Genomic DNA, 13,634 nt, shown 5'->3' on the forward strand with positions numbered 1-13,634 from the left:
TTGGCTTGCTGCTAGTCCGTATGTTTTACCCGGCGTACCCGGGTGATGATCGTCGGACAGGGCAGGGACCTGAGCACGGTATGGGCGGTCGATCCCATCAGGAGCCGTTTGAAGCTGCCCCGTCCGCGGCTCCCCAGCACGAGCAACCTGGCGTCGGCCGCGGCAAGCTCGAGCGCTTTGGCTGGTTCGTTGGTGGAGACCAGGGCTTGGCGGACCACCAGATCGGGGTAGTTTTCGGCCAGACCCGCGACGGTCTCGGAAAGGACCATTCTTTCTTCCTCCAGGACGGCCTCGTCAATGTCGGGGGCGGGCATGGCGCGCAGAAGGTGCGGCGCGACGGGGGCGGCGTGGACCACTGTCAATTCCTGCCCGTCACGGTCCGCTTCGGCCGCGGCGAAGAACACGGCTTGCGTCGATTCTTCGGAACCGTCAACGCCGACGACGACGCCGCTGCGGGCTGCCATGTCCTGGTGCCCGACCACCGCCACTGGGCACTGCGCCACGGAGGCGATCTGCAGGGCCCGGTCGGCTACAGGGCCTCCCGGCCAGCTGTGCCCGGTTCCGATGACGACCATCGACGCTGCCTTGGAGCGTTTCCTGAGTGCGAACCCGGGGCTACCGGAAAACAGCAGGGTGTTTACCTCAACGGAGGGTTCCAGTTCCCCCGCGTAGCCCGCGGTCTTGCTGAGCAGTTCGAGTGCGGTGGCTCTGACCACCGCGCTCGAGGCGAACGACTCGTCTATCCATCGGATGTCGACTGCGTGCACGAGCAGCACGGGCAGTCCCTGCCGGGCCGCGCGGTCCATGGCCCAGGCCAAGGCGGCCCGGCTTGCATCGGTGTCAACGACACCCACAACGATTGGCTTCTTCATGACTTGTCCAACCTCCATGAACGGTGGCCCCGCTTTCAGGGGGCGTGTGGGACCAGTTTGCGCCGCGCCGGACCAAGCCGGCAGGGCCGGAAGTCCCACAGTCGAAGCTAATGTCATCGGTTCCGACGCCTATACTCCGACTATGAATGAGTTGAGGCCGCGCGTTCTTTTGGTTGAGGATGACGTGCAGCTTCGAACGATGCTGGAGGAGCTGTTCACCGGTGAGGGTTACGAGGTTTCGAGTGCATCGGATGGACAAAAGGGCCTGCACCTGGCTTTGACCGGGGAGTTTGACGTGCTGGTCCTGGACCGGGGCCTGCCGGTGATCGACGGGCTGAGCCTGCTGACGAAGCTGCGCAGGGAGGGCGTCGGGACGGCGGCGCTCATACTCTCGGCCCTGGGCAATCCGGCAGACAGAGTCGAAGGACTCGACGCCGGCGCCGAGGACTATCTTTCCAAACCCTTCGATGTCGATGAACTTCTGGCGCGTTTGCGCGCATTACGACGTCGGCACGCCGCCACAGCTGCGACACTGCGGATTGCCGGTGGTCGCTTCGACGTGGAGTCGCGCAGCGTCGTCCGCGACGATGGGTCCATTGTCGAGCTTTCGGAACGGGAGGGCGCCTTGCTGGAGGAGCTCGCCCGCTGGCCGAACCGGGTGTTCGGCCGCGACGAGATTCTTGAGTACGTTTTTCCGAACGCCGAGGAAGCGGGCGTCGTCGACACCTATGTTCATTACCTTCGGCGGAAGCTCGGACGCGGCAGCGTGCGGACGGTCCATGGCCTCGGCTACAGGATCGGCACGCTCGCATGAGAGGCACGGCCGAGGATGAGCTGCAACGCTCCTCCTGGCGGCTTGCCCTCCAGACCGGGGCGTTGCTCATCCTGCTGCTTGTCGCGGTCGCCGCATCGGTGCTGTTGATCGTCAGCACCACCCAGGCCTCGGCAGCCCAACGGCTCCTGAGCACCGCCACAGAGCACGTGGATTCGGTACAGGACGCCCCGGCCGGGACCCACCTGGCGATATCCAAGCAGGGCGTCTTGACGGTCTCTGCGGGAATGCCCGCGGGGCTGCCCGATCTGAAGGCAATCGAAGCTGTAGGCACAAGTGGAGTCACCGCCCAGGAGGACGTGTCAATAGGCGGCCGCTCTTACATTGTCCGTACCGCGGACGCCGGCGGTCAGGTCGTCCAGGCGATATTCGATCGCCACGAGAACCAGGAGGAGCTGGACCGGCTGGCACTTGCGCTGCTGCTGACATGCGGGGGCGCCGTGGTGCTGGCCAGCCTCCTTGCAGTGTGGTTGGCACGGCGCGCCATGGGACCAATGGCCGAGGCACTCGACCGGCAGAGGCGATTTGTTGCAGATGCAAGCCATGAGTTGCGCACACCCCTGACGTTGCTGAGCATGCGCGCACAAATGCTGAGGCGCCGACTGGCATCTTCATCGCTTCATGACCCCCCGCGGGACATCGAGGCGGACGTGTCCGCCATGATCGAGGATTCGCGGTCGCTGACCCGGTTACTGGAAGACCTGCTCATCTCGGCCGATTCCCGGCCTGTCGAGCACACGGAAGTTGACATCGTGGCCTTGGCGGACGGCATGGTCGAGTCCTTTTCCGTGGTCGCGGCGCAGAAGGAGGTCGCCGTTGAACGAAGCGGCGTAGCCGGCCCCGTTGTGCTGGCTGGCGCACCGACTGAGCTGCGTAGGCTATTTGTGGCGTTGCTGGATAACGCGGTCCGCTTCGCCCGGTCACGGGTGGAGGTGCAGATTTCCACTGACGCGAGGGCGCTTGTCATCTCGGTGGTCGACGACGGCCCGGGATTTTCCGCTGACATCCAGCAGCGGGCCTTCGAGCGCTTCGCAACTGCGCCCGCGACCCACGCCGAGCCAACGGACGGTTCAAAGCCGCGCCACTACGGGCTGGGACTTTCGCTCGTCGCTGAAGTCGCTGCTCGGCACGGCGGCCGGGTGGACATCGGTACGCACCGAGCAGGTGGCGCCGTCATCGTACGTTTGCCGATGGTCCCGCGAAACCGCGGACACGTTCCTGCAATCGGTCCACTGGTTTCCAGGCTTCGAAGAATGTTCTAAGAACGCGGATCCAGCATTGCGGCATGTTCAGATCACGGCCCGCCGCGGCGCGGGAGGCCAGATGACGGCCCTGGCCGGATCAGGGACAAATGCGGCACAGGTTCTTTGGTCCCGGCACGATACCGGGCCTTTGGGCTCTGTGCTGGCGGCCCGCGGCGGCGTAGCTTCGTCACCATGAGAAGAGAGCCGGCCACGCCCGAATCGGAAGTCCTTGAACCACGCGAATGCTGGAAACTGCTGCAGGGTTCCTCGATAGGCCGGCTCGGCGTGTGGGTGGAGGACCACCCCGAAGTCTTTCCGGTCACTTTCAGGGTCGACCACCGCACCGTCGTCCTGCGTTCCGGGGACGGGACCAAGCTGCGCGCCGCGCTGGGTGGAATGCCTGTCGCGTTCGAAGCTGACGGGATGGTGCCCGCCTCCCGAATGGCGTGGAGCGTCATGGTCAAAGGCTCTGCCAGTGAAGTTACGGTAACGGATGAATTCCTCGACAACGTGGGACTGATGCTGTTTCCTTGGGAGCCTGGGAAGAAGGACCACTTTGTCCGTATCGTTGCGACGGCGATCACCGGGCGGCGCTTTACCTTGGAGCGGCAATTGAGCTGGTGGAATGAGCTGGACCGGGTGACAAGGACAGGAGCGGACTGGCCCGCCGCTGTCGTCGACGAAGCCAATGCTAAGAATCCACGGCTAACGCAAGGAACGCCGGCGTCTGTCCAAGGACCGCCGGCCGCGCAGCCGGGCCAGGAGCCCCAGGGCGAGGATTCCTCCACATGAACTCGCCAGTGCAGCCGCGAGAAGATCGTCCGGCGGCCACTCCAGGGCGAAGAAGTCCCGGAAGAGCGGGATAACAAGCATCAGGACCAAGCTGGCGTACATCGCTGCGATGATCCCTGCCCGCCTTACATCAAGGGGGCGCGAAACGACTGCCAGGATCCACAGGCCCGTGAGCGAGAGCGCCAGGACCGAACCGGTCCGTGTGGCCGCGACTGTGTAGCTGCCGGCATGAGCGGCGTAGAAGTTTACGCCGAAGACAGCGGCGGCGACAATGATCCCGGCAGGAATGGAAAAGGCGAGTGAACGTTTGAGGAAGCCGGGGGTGTAGCGTCGGGCGTTGGGCATAAGTGCGAGGAAGAATGCCGGGATTCCGATGGTGAGGCCATCCGTGGCCGAGAGCTGGCGGGGGAGGAACGGAAAGTCCCACAGCAGTGATCCGAAGGTGACGGAGAGGGCAAGGGCGTAGGCCGTTTTGGCCAGGAACAACACCGAAACCCGTTCGATGTTCGCAATGACGCGCCGGCCTTCCGCTACTACCCCGGGAAGCCGGTCAAAGCGCCCGTCCAGGAGAATGAGGCGGGAGACGGCCTTGGTGGCTGCCGCGGCTGTGTCCATGGCGATGCCGAGATCCGCGGTTTTGAGGGCCAGGGTGTCGTTGACGCCGTCGCCGGTCATTGCGACGGTATGGCCGGCCCGCTGCAAGGCCAGGACCATGTCTCTCTTCTGTGAAGGTGTGACTCTCCCGAACGCTATGTTGTCTTTCAGGACTTCCGTCAGCATTCCCGGGTCGCTCGGCAGTTGACGTGCGTCGTATCCGGCTTCGGCGGGGAGGCCGACGGCCCGGGCAACGGCGGCAACCGTACGGGGGTCGTCGCCGGAGATGATCCTCAAGTCCACACCTTGGTCCTGGAAGAACGTGATGATCCGGGCGGCGTCCGGACGGATCCTTTCCCGGAAAGTCAGCAGGCATACCGGAGTGCAGCCGGTGGGTGTCTGCATATGGCTGCTGTCGCCAGGGGGAAGCAGAGCGGGCGTGTGGGCCAGGACCAAGGTTCGCATCCCGGCGGCAGCCAGCGGGGCCGCGGCGGCACGAGCTGAAACCGCCGGTTCGGTCCTTGCGTCCAGGACTGTTTCCGGGGCTCCCAGTATCCACGTGCCGGGGGCGTTTTGGTCCGCCCCGAAACTGGCCCCGCTCCATTGCCGGGCTGAGGAAAAGGCCACAGTGGAGACCGGCCGAAGGCCGGGGCTGAGCGGAAACCGCTCGGCCAGGCATCGGGCGGTGGCGTTGGCATGCGGGTCTGAGCCAAACCAGCCCAATGCCTGTTCCCAACCCTCCACAGTGGTTGTCCCGGTCGGGTGGACGGCGTCGAAGACAATCCGTGCTTCGGTGAGGGTGCCGGTCTTGTCCAGGCAGAGCATGTCCACCCGGGCGAGGCCTTCAACCGCTGCCAGTTCCTGAATCAGGACGTTCTTGCGGGCCAGGCGAATGCCGCCGACCGCGAAAGCGATGCTGGTCAGGAGCACCAGGCCCAGCGGGATCATCGCGATGACCCCGGCGACTGCTCCGACTGCGGCCTTGCTCCAATCTCCTGTGGCCAGAGCCCGCTCCCAGCCGCCGTTGGCCTGCATCTGACCGTTGACCATGAGGAGCAGGACGGGAGCCAAAAGCCAGGAAATCCACCGGAGGATTCTGTTGAGGCTGTTCCGGATCTCGGAGTTGACCAGGGAGAATCGTTTTGCCTCGGCGGTGAGCTGACTGGCATACGATTCGACGCCGGCACGGACTACCCGGGCTGCGCCATGTCCTGAGACGACGGCTGAGCCGGAAAGAACGTCGGAGCCTGGTTCCTTGGGCGCGGGAGCGGACTCGCCCGTGAGCAGGGATTCGTCAATCTCCAGTCCGTCGTCATCGATGATGACTGCGTCCGCGGGTACCTGGTCGCCGGGGCCGAGCAAGAGGACATCGTCACGGACGATGTCGCCGACGTCGATGGAGCGGCTGGTACCGTCACGGAGCACCAGGGCGTGCGGGGCGTTGAGAATCGCGAGCCGGTCGAGGGATCTCTTGGCACGGTATTCCTGCACGATGCCGATGAAGACATTGCCGACGGCCGTGAGGCCGAACAGGGCATCTTTCCACTGTCCGAGGAGAAGCAACAGCACGAAACTGCAGCCCACGATGGCGTTGAACAGCGTCAGAAGGTTGGCCCGGAGGATCTGCCACATGGTCCTGCTGGCAGCGTCGGGGACCCTGTTGTCCAGTCCTGCTTCCGTGCGGGCCAGCACCTGCGCGCCCGTCAACCCTGTTTCGAGCCAGGTGCTGGTCAGGTCGAGGCCCGGCTCGTTCGGGGCTTGTTGGTTGCTCATGGCTCGGCGTTAGGGCAGGGGAGGTGTCCAGGCCCAGTCCCGGATCTCCGGGAGGTCTTCGAAGTGCTCGCGGATGTACTGCGAATGCGCCTCAAGCTGCCGGCGGCAGAAGCCGGCGAGCCCATCCGCGCCGGCGATCTGCCGGCGGACACGGTGCAATACTTCCAGGACCAGGTGGTAGCGGCTCATGTTGTTCAGCACCACCATGTCAAAGGGTGTGGTGGTGCTTCCTTGTTCGTTGTAGCCGCGGACATGGAACCTTTCGGGGCGCGGTCTTCCGTGCAGGAGCTGGTGCAGCGCCCGGGCGTAGCCGTGCCAGGCCATGATGACTTCCCCGTCGGCGGTGAACAGCTCCTCGAACTTTTCATCCGACAGGCCATGGGGGTGGGTGTCCCGTGGCGGGAGCACCATGGCATCCATCACGTTGACAACGCGGACCTTGAGTTCGGGAAGATTCTTTTGCAGCAGCCAGGCTGCTGCAAGGGTTTCCTGGGTGGGGATGTCACCGGCACAAGCCATGACGACGTCGGGCGTTTCCTCCGCGCCGGCCGGCGCCTCGTTGCCCGCCCACGACCACACGGATGCGCCCGCGGCGGCATGCTGCCTGGCCTCCTCAAGCGTGAGGTATTGCAGGTGCGGCTGTTTATCCACGACCACCAGGTTCACATAGTCGGTGCTGCGCAGGATGTGCTCGGCTGTGACGAGCAGCGTGTTTGCGTCCGGTGGCAGGTAAACGCGGGTGACGGTCCCCGAAAGGGCCAAGACGGTATCGATCAGTCCGGGTCCCTGGTGGCTGAAGCCGTTGTGGTCGTTGCGCCAGCAGGTGGACGTCAGGAGGATGTTCAAGCTCGGGACAGGTGGCCGCCAATCAAGCTCGCGCGCGTGTTGAAGCCACTTGGCGTGCTGTACCGTCATTGAAGCGCTCACCATGGCGAAAGCCTCGTAGCTGGCGAACAGTCCGTGCCGGCCAGTCAGGAGGTAGCCCTCCAGCCAGCCTTGGCACAGGTGTTCGGAGAGGACTTCCATGACCCTCCCGCCCGGTGAGACGTGGTCTTCGGCCAAGACGTGTTCTCCGTCCTTGGCAGGTTCCATGAGGCAGCGGTCGGTGGCTTGGAAGACGGCATCGAGCCTGTTGCTGTTGGTTTCGTCCGGGCAGAAGAGCCGGAACCGCGGATCCGATGCTGTAGCGGCATAGATATCCCGGAGCAGTTCCCCCAACGGCCTGGTGGTTTCGTGGAGGACGGACCCGCGTGGCGTCGCCGGCAGGGCATAGTTCCCAAGCGCGGGGATCGCCAACGGGGTGGGCGCCCCGCTCCTGCCGGCGGGTGTTGCACCCATGCGAAGATCGCCCTTCGGCGAAAGGGCTGCCAGTTCGGGGACGAGCTTGCCGGTGTCGTCGAAGAGGGTTTCCGGCCGGTATGAGTGCAGCCAGGACTCGAGCAGGGCGAGGTGTTCAGGATTCTCCTTCACACCGGACAAGGGCACTTGGTGGGATCGGAAGGTTCCTTCCACCGGGAGTCCGTTGACCTCTGCCGGCCCGGTCCACCCTTTGGGCGTGCGCAGGATGATGGCCGGCCATCGTGCCGGGCCGTGCGCACCGCGGGTGCGCGCCTCGGTTTGCAGCCCGCGGATGCCCGAGTACGCGGTGTCCATCGCCGCTGCCAGGGCGCGGTGGATGCGCAGGGGATCGTCGCCGGAGACCGTGACCGGATCCCATCCGTGGGCCTTGAGCAGGGCCTCCACGTCGTTGTCGGATTTCCGCCCGAGGACGGTGGGCCCGGAGATCTTGTGCCCGTTCAGATGGAGAATCGGAAGCACGGCGCCGTCCCGAGCAGGATTAAGGAAGGAAGGTGCCTTCCAGGATGCTTCCAGAGGGCCGGTCTCGGCCTCGCCGTCCCCGATGACGCAGGCGACGATCAGCCCCGGGTTGTCCATCGCCGCGCCAGTGGCGTGCATCAGCGAGTAGCCGAGTTCGCCGCCTTCGTGGATGGAACCTGGAATGGCAGGGCCGACATGGCTCGCGATCCCGCCCGGCGTGGAAAACTGCCGGACGAGTCGCCGGAGTCCCTGGACATCCATGCCTATTTTGGGGTAGACCTCGGAGAAGGTGCCCTCAAGGTAGACGTTGGCGACGACGGCGGGGCCGCCGTGGCCGGGGCCCGCGACGAAGAGAACTTCCGCCGAGGTTCGTCTGATCAAGCGGTTCAAATGGGCGTAGATCAATGAGAGTCCGGGGCTGGTTCCCCAATGCCCGAGAAGCCGTGGCTTGATGTGGCCAGGCAGGAGCGGCTCCCGGACGAGGGGGTTCTCCTGGAGGTAGATTTGGGCGACCGTGAGGTAATTTGCCGCTGACCAATACCGGTCAAGGAGCGTAAAGTCCTCGCCCTTGGCTTCCGGGGCCGCGGTTGCTGATTCCATGGGAGTGCCCTTCCGGGGAGTCGACTGCATGCCGAAAGCACGGGTGCCTGGCGCCTGGACTTGTCTGCTTACACAGTGCCAGAGCCGTCGCGCCAGGGTTAGGGCCTTTGGGCCCTAGGCCATGGGTTCGGTGCCATCGGAGAATGACCGTGGACAGGCACGGAAACGTGCCCTCATACCGGGGCCTTTGGCGGAAGGAGCGCTAGTGCAGCTACTTCGCGCACAGCCTGCGGGGGTTGTTCCGGATACGACTATGTCCGAGGCTGCACGGATGCCCGGCGGCGAGGTACTTGCGCGACTCGGATCCGGTCCGACCGGACTGACCAAGGGAGAGGCAACCCGCCGTCGGGCGCTTACGGGACCCAACGCGGTCCGGACCCACCGCGCCAACCCGTGGATGGTCTTGGCCCGGCAGTTCCGCAGCGCCATCCTGCTCCTGTTGATCATCACCGCCGTGCTGTCAGTCTTCCTCGGCGATGCCGCCAACGCGGTGGTGATCGGTGCGATCCTGCTCCTGAGCATCCTTCTGGGGTTCAGCAGCGAATTCCGCGCCGAACGGGCCGCGGAGGCCCTGCATTCACGGGTCACGCACAGCGTCGTGGTCCTGCGTGATGGCGCCCGGACCATGGTCCACGTGGTTGACCTGGTTCCGGGCGACGTCGTACTGCTGACGCTGGGCGCTGTGGTGCCCGCCGACATCAGGCTGTTGAGCAGCGAAGACCTTCAGTGCGATGAGGGCATCCTGACGGGCGAATCGCTCCCGGTCGGAAAGGACGCCGCTGCCGTCGCCGGTCCGGAAAAGCCCGACGACGGGCAGGGTTGCGTGTTCATGGGCACCGTGGTGGCCGCCGGAAGCTGCAGCGGTGTGGTGGTGGCGACAGGCCCACGGGCCGAATTCGGCCGGATAGCGGCCGGCCTGGGAACCCGGCAGCCCCGGACGGAGTTCCAACAAGGCCTGGCGCGCTTCTCCTTCTTGCTGATGCAGGTTGCCTTCGCGCTGACCGGCCTGATTTTCGTGGCGAACCTCCTGCTCGCGCGGCCGATAATCGATGCACTGTTGTTTTCCCTGGCGATCGCCGTCGGCATCACACCGCAGCTCCTGCCCGCAGTAGTCAGCACGTGCCTCGCCGCCGGCACCAGGGAACTCGCCCGCCACCGGGTCCTGGTCAAGCGTCTGGTGTGCATCGAGGATCTGGGAGACATGGACGTGCTGGTCACCGATAAGACCGGCACCCTGACCGAAGGGCAAATCACCTTCCAGCGAGCCATACCGATCGACGGGAACTACACTGAGGAAGACCTCGTGACCCTGGGCTTGCTCGCGACCGAGGGAGTCTACGGGCACCGCCCGGCTTCGATCGGACAGAACCCCTTGGATGCCGCATTGTGGCAATCGGCCGCGGCCGCCTCCTTCGACCCTGAGCCTTACGCACGGCTCGATACGCTTCCCTTTGACCATCACCGACGGCGGGTCAGCGTGCTGGTCCGCAAGGGAACCGGACCCGCGCAATTGATCTCCAAGGGCGCACCGGAAGACGTCCTGCGTCTTTGCACGGGCACTCCTCCCGGGGCCATGGCCGAACTGCAGGAGCAGTTTGATGCGGGATCGAGGGTCATCGCAGTCGGCGGCCGGCCCGCGCCCGGCCGGGCAAGCCTCACAGTAGGCGATGAGCAGGAACTTGCGCTGGCTGGATTCCTGGTATTCCAGGATCGAACGAAATCCACTGCTGGAGCTTCCTTGAAGCAACTGGCGGACCTAGGAGTCGCCGTCAAGATTGCTACCGGAGACAACGCCAGCGTTGCCGGGAAGATCTGCACCGACCTCGGACTGCCCTCTGGCGGAACCCTGACGGGTGAACAGGTGGAAGGCCTTTCCGATGCGGAGCTCATCGTCGCCGCCCAGGAGTGCGGAATCTTCGCAAGGGTCTCGCCCGAACAGAAAGCCCGGATAGTCCGGTTGCTGCGCTCCGGCGGCAGGGCGGTGGGTTTCCTCGGCGATGGTGTCAACGATGCGTTGGCCCTGCACCAGGCGGACGTCGGAATTTCGGTGGAAACGGCCACCGACGTGGCTAAAGACGCTGCCGACATCGTCCTGCTGGACAAGGACCTCGGTGTCCTGGCAGAAGGTGTGACGGAAGGGCGGAGGATCTTCGCGAACACGATTAAGTACGTGCTCATGGGCACTTCCAGCAACTTCGGCAATATGTTCAGCGCCGCTGTCGCCTCCGCCGTCCTGACTTTCCTCCCGATGCTCCCGGGCCAGATCCTCCTCAACAACCTGCTCTATGACACCGGTCAGCTGGCTATTCCCGGTGACCGCGTCGATCCGGAGCAACTCCACGCTCCCGCCCATTGGAACATCGGATTCATCCGGCGGTTCATGGTGGTTTTCGGGTCCATCAGTTCCCTGTTCGACTTCGCAACGTTCGCGATGATGCTCGTGATCTTCCAGGCCGCGCCAGGGGAGTTCCGTTCAGGATGGTTCATGGAATCCATTGCGACACAGACCTTGATTATCTTCGTGATCCGTACCCGCCGGATCCCGTTCTTCCGCAGCAGGCCATCGATCGGATTGGCCGCAGCAGCAGGCGCTGTCGTCGTCGGCGGGGTCTATTTGCCGCTCTCGCCCCTGGCTTCAGCACTGGGATTCGACCCACTGCCTGCCCCCTTCTTCCTGGCACTGTTGCTTATGCTCGTCGCTTACCTGGGCCTGGTTGAACTGGCAAAGAAGTCCTTCTTCGCCACGGTTGCCCCCGCCGTCCCTGTGCCGCTTGGACGCGCTGCCGGCCACCACATCCACCGCCGGGCGGCACGCTTCAGCGCTGCCACGCCCAAGCGGATGCTGCGTCCGTGACGGAAAAGACACTCACCCGTCGCGGTTTCGAACCGTCGCTTCTTCCGAGCTGATCACCGCTGCTGTTGCTTCCGCGATGGCCCGTTCCTCGTCGCACGGCACTACCAGGACAGGGAATTTTGAGCATTCGGCGCTGATGGAGCGGATGGTGGTTTCCACCGACCGGTTCCTTTCCTCGTCGATGCAGAAGCCAAGAGGTTCGAGCAGGGACATCACCCGCGACCTGAAGGGAGCCGAATGCTCACCGACGCCACCGGTAAAAACCAAGGCGCCGGCCCCGCCCACAACCATGGTGTAGGCCGCGACATACTTGGCGAGCCGGTAGGCGGCCATGTCGATGGCGAGGACAGCCCGGGGGTCACCGCGTTGCGCGGCGTCCTGGACTGTGCGCATGTCGGCTGATCCGGCCAGACCCAGGAGGCCCGCCCTATGGTTGAGCAGCTCCTCCACCTCATCCGGGCCGAGGCCGCGGCGCTGCAGGAAAGTGACCACGGACGGGTCGAGGTCACCGGACCGCGTTCCCATGACGAGCCCCTCCAGCGGCGTCATCCCCATGGACGTGTCGACGCTGCGGCCATTCTTGACCGCCGTCACCGAGGCACCGTTGCCCAGGTGTGCGACGACAGCATTCAGCGAGCCGACCGGCAATGCGAGGAACGCCGCAGTGTCGCGGCATGCGATCTCGACGGAAATCCCGTGGAAACCATAGCGCCGGATTCCGTACGTCCTGTAAAGGTCCTCCGGAACGGCGTAACGGGCGGCAACCTCGGGCATGGTCTGGTGGAATGCCGTGTCGAAGACGGCAACCTGTGGCGTGTCCGGCCACCGGACTGCAGCTGTCCGCATGCACGCTGCGCTGGCAGCGTTATGGAGCGGCGCCAACTCGGCGAGTTCGCCGATGGCTTCGATCACATCCCGGGTGACCCGGACCGGCGCACTGAAACGTCCGCCGCCATGCACCACTCGGTGGCCGATGGCGTCGGGGTGCACGCCGCCGGAGCTCCTCCGAATTGCCAGTTCAACCTCGTCGAACGCAGAACCGAAGAAGCCGGGATCAGGCTGTCCCGACGGCAGTACGTCAACCACCCGGTCAAGCAGGAGCCCCGGGACCGTTCCGGGTGCTCCGACGTGCCGCACTTGGTACTTCAAAGACGAGGAGCCAGGATTCAGCACCAGGATAAGCATGGGCATGTCCTTTCGCCCGGGCCACATAGCCCCTGCAGCATATTCCCGCACGTGTGACGTCCGCGAGGGTCTTCCGGCCCTAGCAATCCACAAGTGCCGCCAAAGAAACTGGAGTAAGACCGCAAATTTCGTGGAGGGCGTGCAGGCTCGTGAAGAAGCAAATTCTTGTTGGCGTGAATGGCTCGGCCGTGGCCAGCAATGCGGCGGATTGGGCAGCGGAGCGAGCCCGGGATCGTGGCCTTCAACTCAATCTGTTCAGCACAGTACCCGAACCCTGGTCCTATCCCGATCCGGGCCGCCATGAGACGGCAAGGGCCCAGGCCAGGAACCTGCTCAGAAGCGAAGCAAAGGGGCTCGTCGAGCTGAATCCGTCCCTGGACATCGTGACCACGCTCGGTTCCGGAGAGCCAGCCGAAACCATGCGCACACTCAGCGCTGACGCTGAAATGGTCGTGGTGGGCACCGATAGACACGCAGACAAGCACGGCGAAGGGTTTGGATCTGTCAGTTTCCAAGTGGCCGTCATCAGCCACTGCCCGGTCGTGGTGGTTCCCTTGGCCTCGGGGCATCCTTCATCCGGCGTCGTCGTCGGCATCGACGGCTCCGACGATTCGGACGTCGCCCTCGAAAGTGCTGCCAGTGAGGCCCAAAGGATTGGTGAGGAGCTCGTGCTTGTCCACGCCGCTGGCAAACCCGGCCCGGAAGTTCCAGGGAGCCCCGCCCAGGGGGCGCCTCCCGACGCAGGGCTCGATGGGTACTTCCTGCTTTCATCGTCGGCTGAGGGGCTCGCCGTGCGGTATCCCGGCTTGGTCGTACGCGAAGTCCTGGATCTTGAGCGCCCTCCGGCCGAAGCGCTCCTTGATGCCAGCGCCCACGCACGGCTGCTGGTCATAGGCTGCAAGGGACGAGGCGGGGCCCGCGTGCTCGTCGGCTCGGTAGCCCAGCACGTGCTCCTCAACATCCAGTGTCCGACGTTGATAACCCGCCCGGCCCTGGACCCGGCTTAGTCCCCGGATCCGTCGGAGCCGGGGGTCCCGCAAGGCCACGCGGGCAGCTTGTGCGCCCGAGGG

General features: G+C 64.8%; 9 protein-coding genes. 5 read left to right on the plus strand and 4 right to left on the minus strand.

Going from position 1 to position 13,634, the window contains the following annotated elements; all coding sequences use genetic code 11:
• Nucleotides 1-11: 11 nt before the first annotated feature.
• A complete protein-coding gene (locus tag ABCW42_RS09080) occupies nucleotides 12-872 on the minus strand; it encodes a universal stress protein (RefSeq protein ID WP_423184521.1) in 861 nt (286 codons plus the stop codon).
• 142 nt (nucleotides 873-1,014) lie between these two features.
• Between ABCW42_RS09080 and ABCW42_RS09085 the strand changes: the two genes are divergently transcribed.
• The 3 genes from ABCW42_RS09085 (at nucleotide 1,015) to ABCW42_RS09095 (ending at nucleotide 3,740) form a co-directional block, all read left to right on the plus strand.
• Nucleotides 1,015-1,686: a response regulator transcription factor gene (locus ABCW42_RS09085; protein ID WP_423184522.1), complete on the plus strand. Its 672-nt coding sequence runs from the start codon at nucleotides 1,015-1,017 to the stop codon at nucleotides 1,684-1,686.
• On the plus strand, nucleotides 1,683-2,966 hold the full coding sequence (locus ABCW42_RS09090; protein WP_423184523.1) for a sensor histidine kinase: 1,284 nt from the start codon (nucleotides 1,683-1,685) through the stop codon (nucleotides 2,964-2,966). The genes ABCW42_RS09085 and ABCW42_RS09090 overlap by 4 nt, the downstream gene beginning before the upstream one ends.
• Nucleotides 2,967-3,140: 174 nt before the next feature.
• Nucleotides 3,141-3,740, plus strand: coding sequence for a pyridoxamine 5'-phosphate oxidase family protein (locus ABCW42_RS09095; RefSeq protein WP_423184524.1), 600 nt, complete (start codon nucleotides 3,141-3,143; stop codon nucleotides 3,738-3,740).
• Here the strand turns inward: ABCW42_RS09095 and ABCW42_RS09100 are convergent.
• Nucleotides 3,654-6,107: an HAD-IC family P-type ATPase gene (locus ABCW42_RS09100; RefSeq protein WP_423184525.1), complete on the minus strand. Its 2,454-nt coding sequence runs from the start codon at nucleotides 6,105-6,107 to the stop codon at nucleotides 3,654-3,656. The genes ABCW42_RS09095 and ABCW42_RS09100 overlap by 87 nt on opposite strands.
• 9 nt (nucleotides 6,108-6,116) lie before the next feature.
• Nucleotides 6,117-8,525, minus strand: coding sequence for a phosphoketolase family protein (locus ABCW42_RS09105; protein WP_423184526.1), 2,409 nt, complete (start codon nucleotides 8,523-8,525; stop codon nucleotides 6,117-6,119).
• A gap of 205 nt (nucleotides 8,526-8,730) precedes the next feature.
• Here ABCW42_RS09105 and mgtA point away from each other — a divergent pair, with 205 nt between their 5' ends.
• A complete protein-coding gene (mgtA, locus tag ABCW42_RS09110) occupies nucleotides 8,731-11,379 on the plus strand; it encodes a magnesium-translocating P-type ATPase (RefSeq protein ID WP_423184527.1) in 2,649 nt (882 codons plus the stop codon).
• A 12-nt stretch (nucleotides 11,380-11,391) separates the two neighbouring features.
• Here mgtA and ABCW42_RS09115 read toward each other — a convergent pair whose 3' ends face one another.
• Nucleotides 11,392-12,564, minus strand: a complete 1,173-nt coding sequence (locus tag ABCW42_RS09115) for an acetate/propionate family kinase (protein ID WP_423184528.1) — start codon at nucleotides 12,562-12,564, stop codon at nucleotides 11,392-11,394.
• A gap of 149 nt (nucleotides 12,565-12,713) precedes the next feature.
• Between ABCW42_RS09115 and ABCW42_RS09120 the strand changes: the two genes are divergently transcribed.
• Nucleotides 12,714-13,571, plus strand: a complete 858-nt coding sequence (locus ABCW42_RS09120; RefSeq protein ID WP_423184529.1) for a universal stress protein — start codon at nucleotides 12,714-12,716, stop codon at nucleotides 13,569-13,571.
• The last annotated feature ends 63 nt before the right edge of the window (nucleotides 13,572-13,634 follow it).

The sequence above is a fragment of the Arthrobacter sp. NyZ413 genome, assembly GCF_049390645.1.
Classification (GTDB): domain Bacteria; phylum Actinomycetota; class Actinomycetes; order Actinomycetales; family Micrococcaceae; genus Arthrobacter.

Coding starts and splice junctions, on each gene's coding strand:
- ABCW42_RS09105 (WP_423184526.1), bottom strand. CDS start 8,525: ATGGAATCAGCAACCGCGGCCCCGGAAGCCAAGGGCGAGGACTTTACG.
- ABCW42_RS09095 (WP_423184524.1), top strand. CDS start 3,141: ATGAGAAGAGAGCCGGCCACGCCCGAATCGGAAGTCCTTGAACCACGC.
- ABCW42_RS09115 (WP_423184528.1), bottom strand. CDS start 12,564: ATGCTTATCCTGGTGCTGAATCCTGGCTCCTCGTCTTTGAAGTACCAA.
- ABCW42_RS09090 (WP_423184523.1), top strand. CDS start 1,683: ATGAGAGGCACGGCCGAGGATGAGCTGCAACGCTCCTCCTGGCGGCTT.
- ABCW42_RS09085 (WP_423184522.1), top strand. CDS start 1,015: ATGAATGAGTTGAGGCCGCGCGTTCTTTTGGTTGAGGATGACGTGCAG.
- ABCW42_RS09100 (WP_423184525.1), bottom strand. CDS start 6,107: ATGAGCAACCAACAAGCCCCGAACGAGCCGGGCCTCGACCTGACCAGC.
- ABCW42_RS09080 (WP_423184521.1), bottom strand. CDS start 872: ATGAAGAAGCCAATCGTTGTGGGTGTCGTTGACACCGATGCAAGCCGG.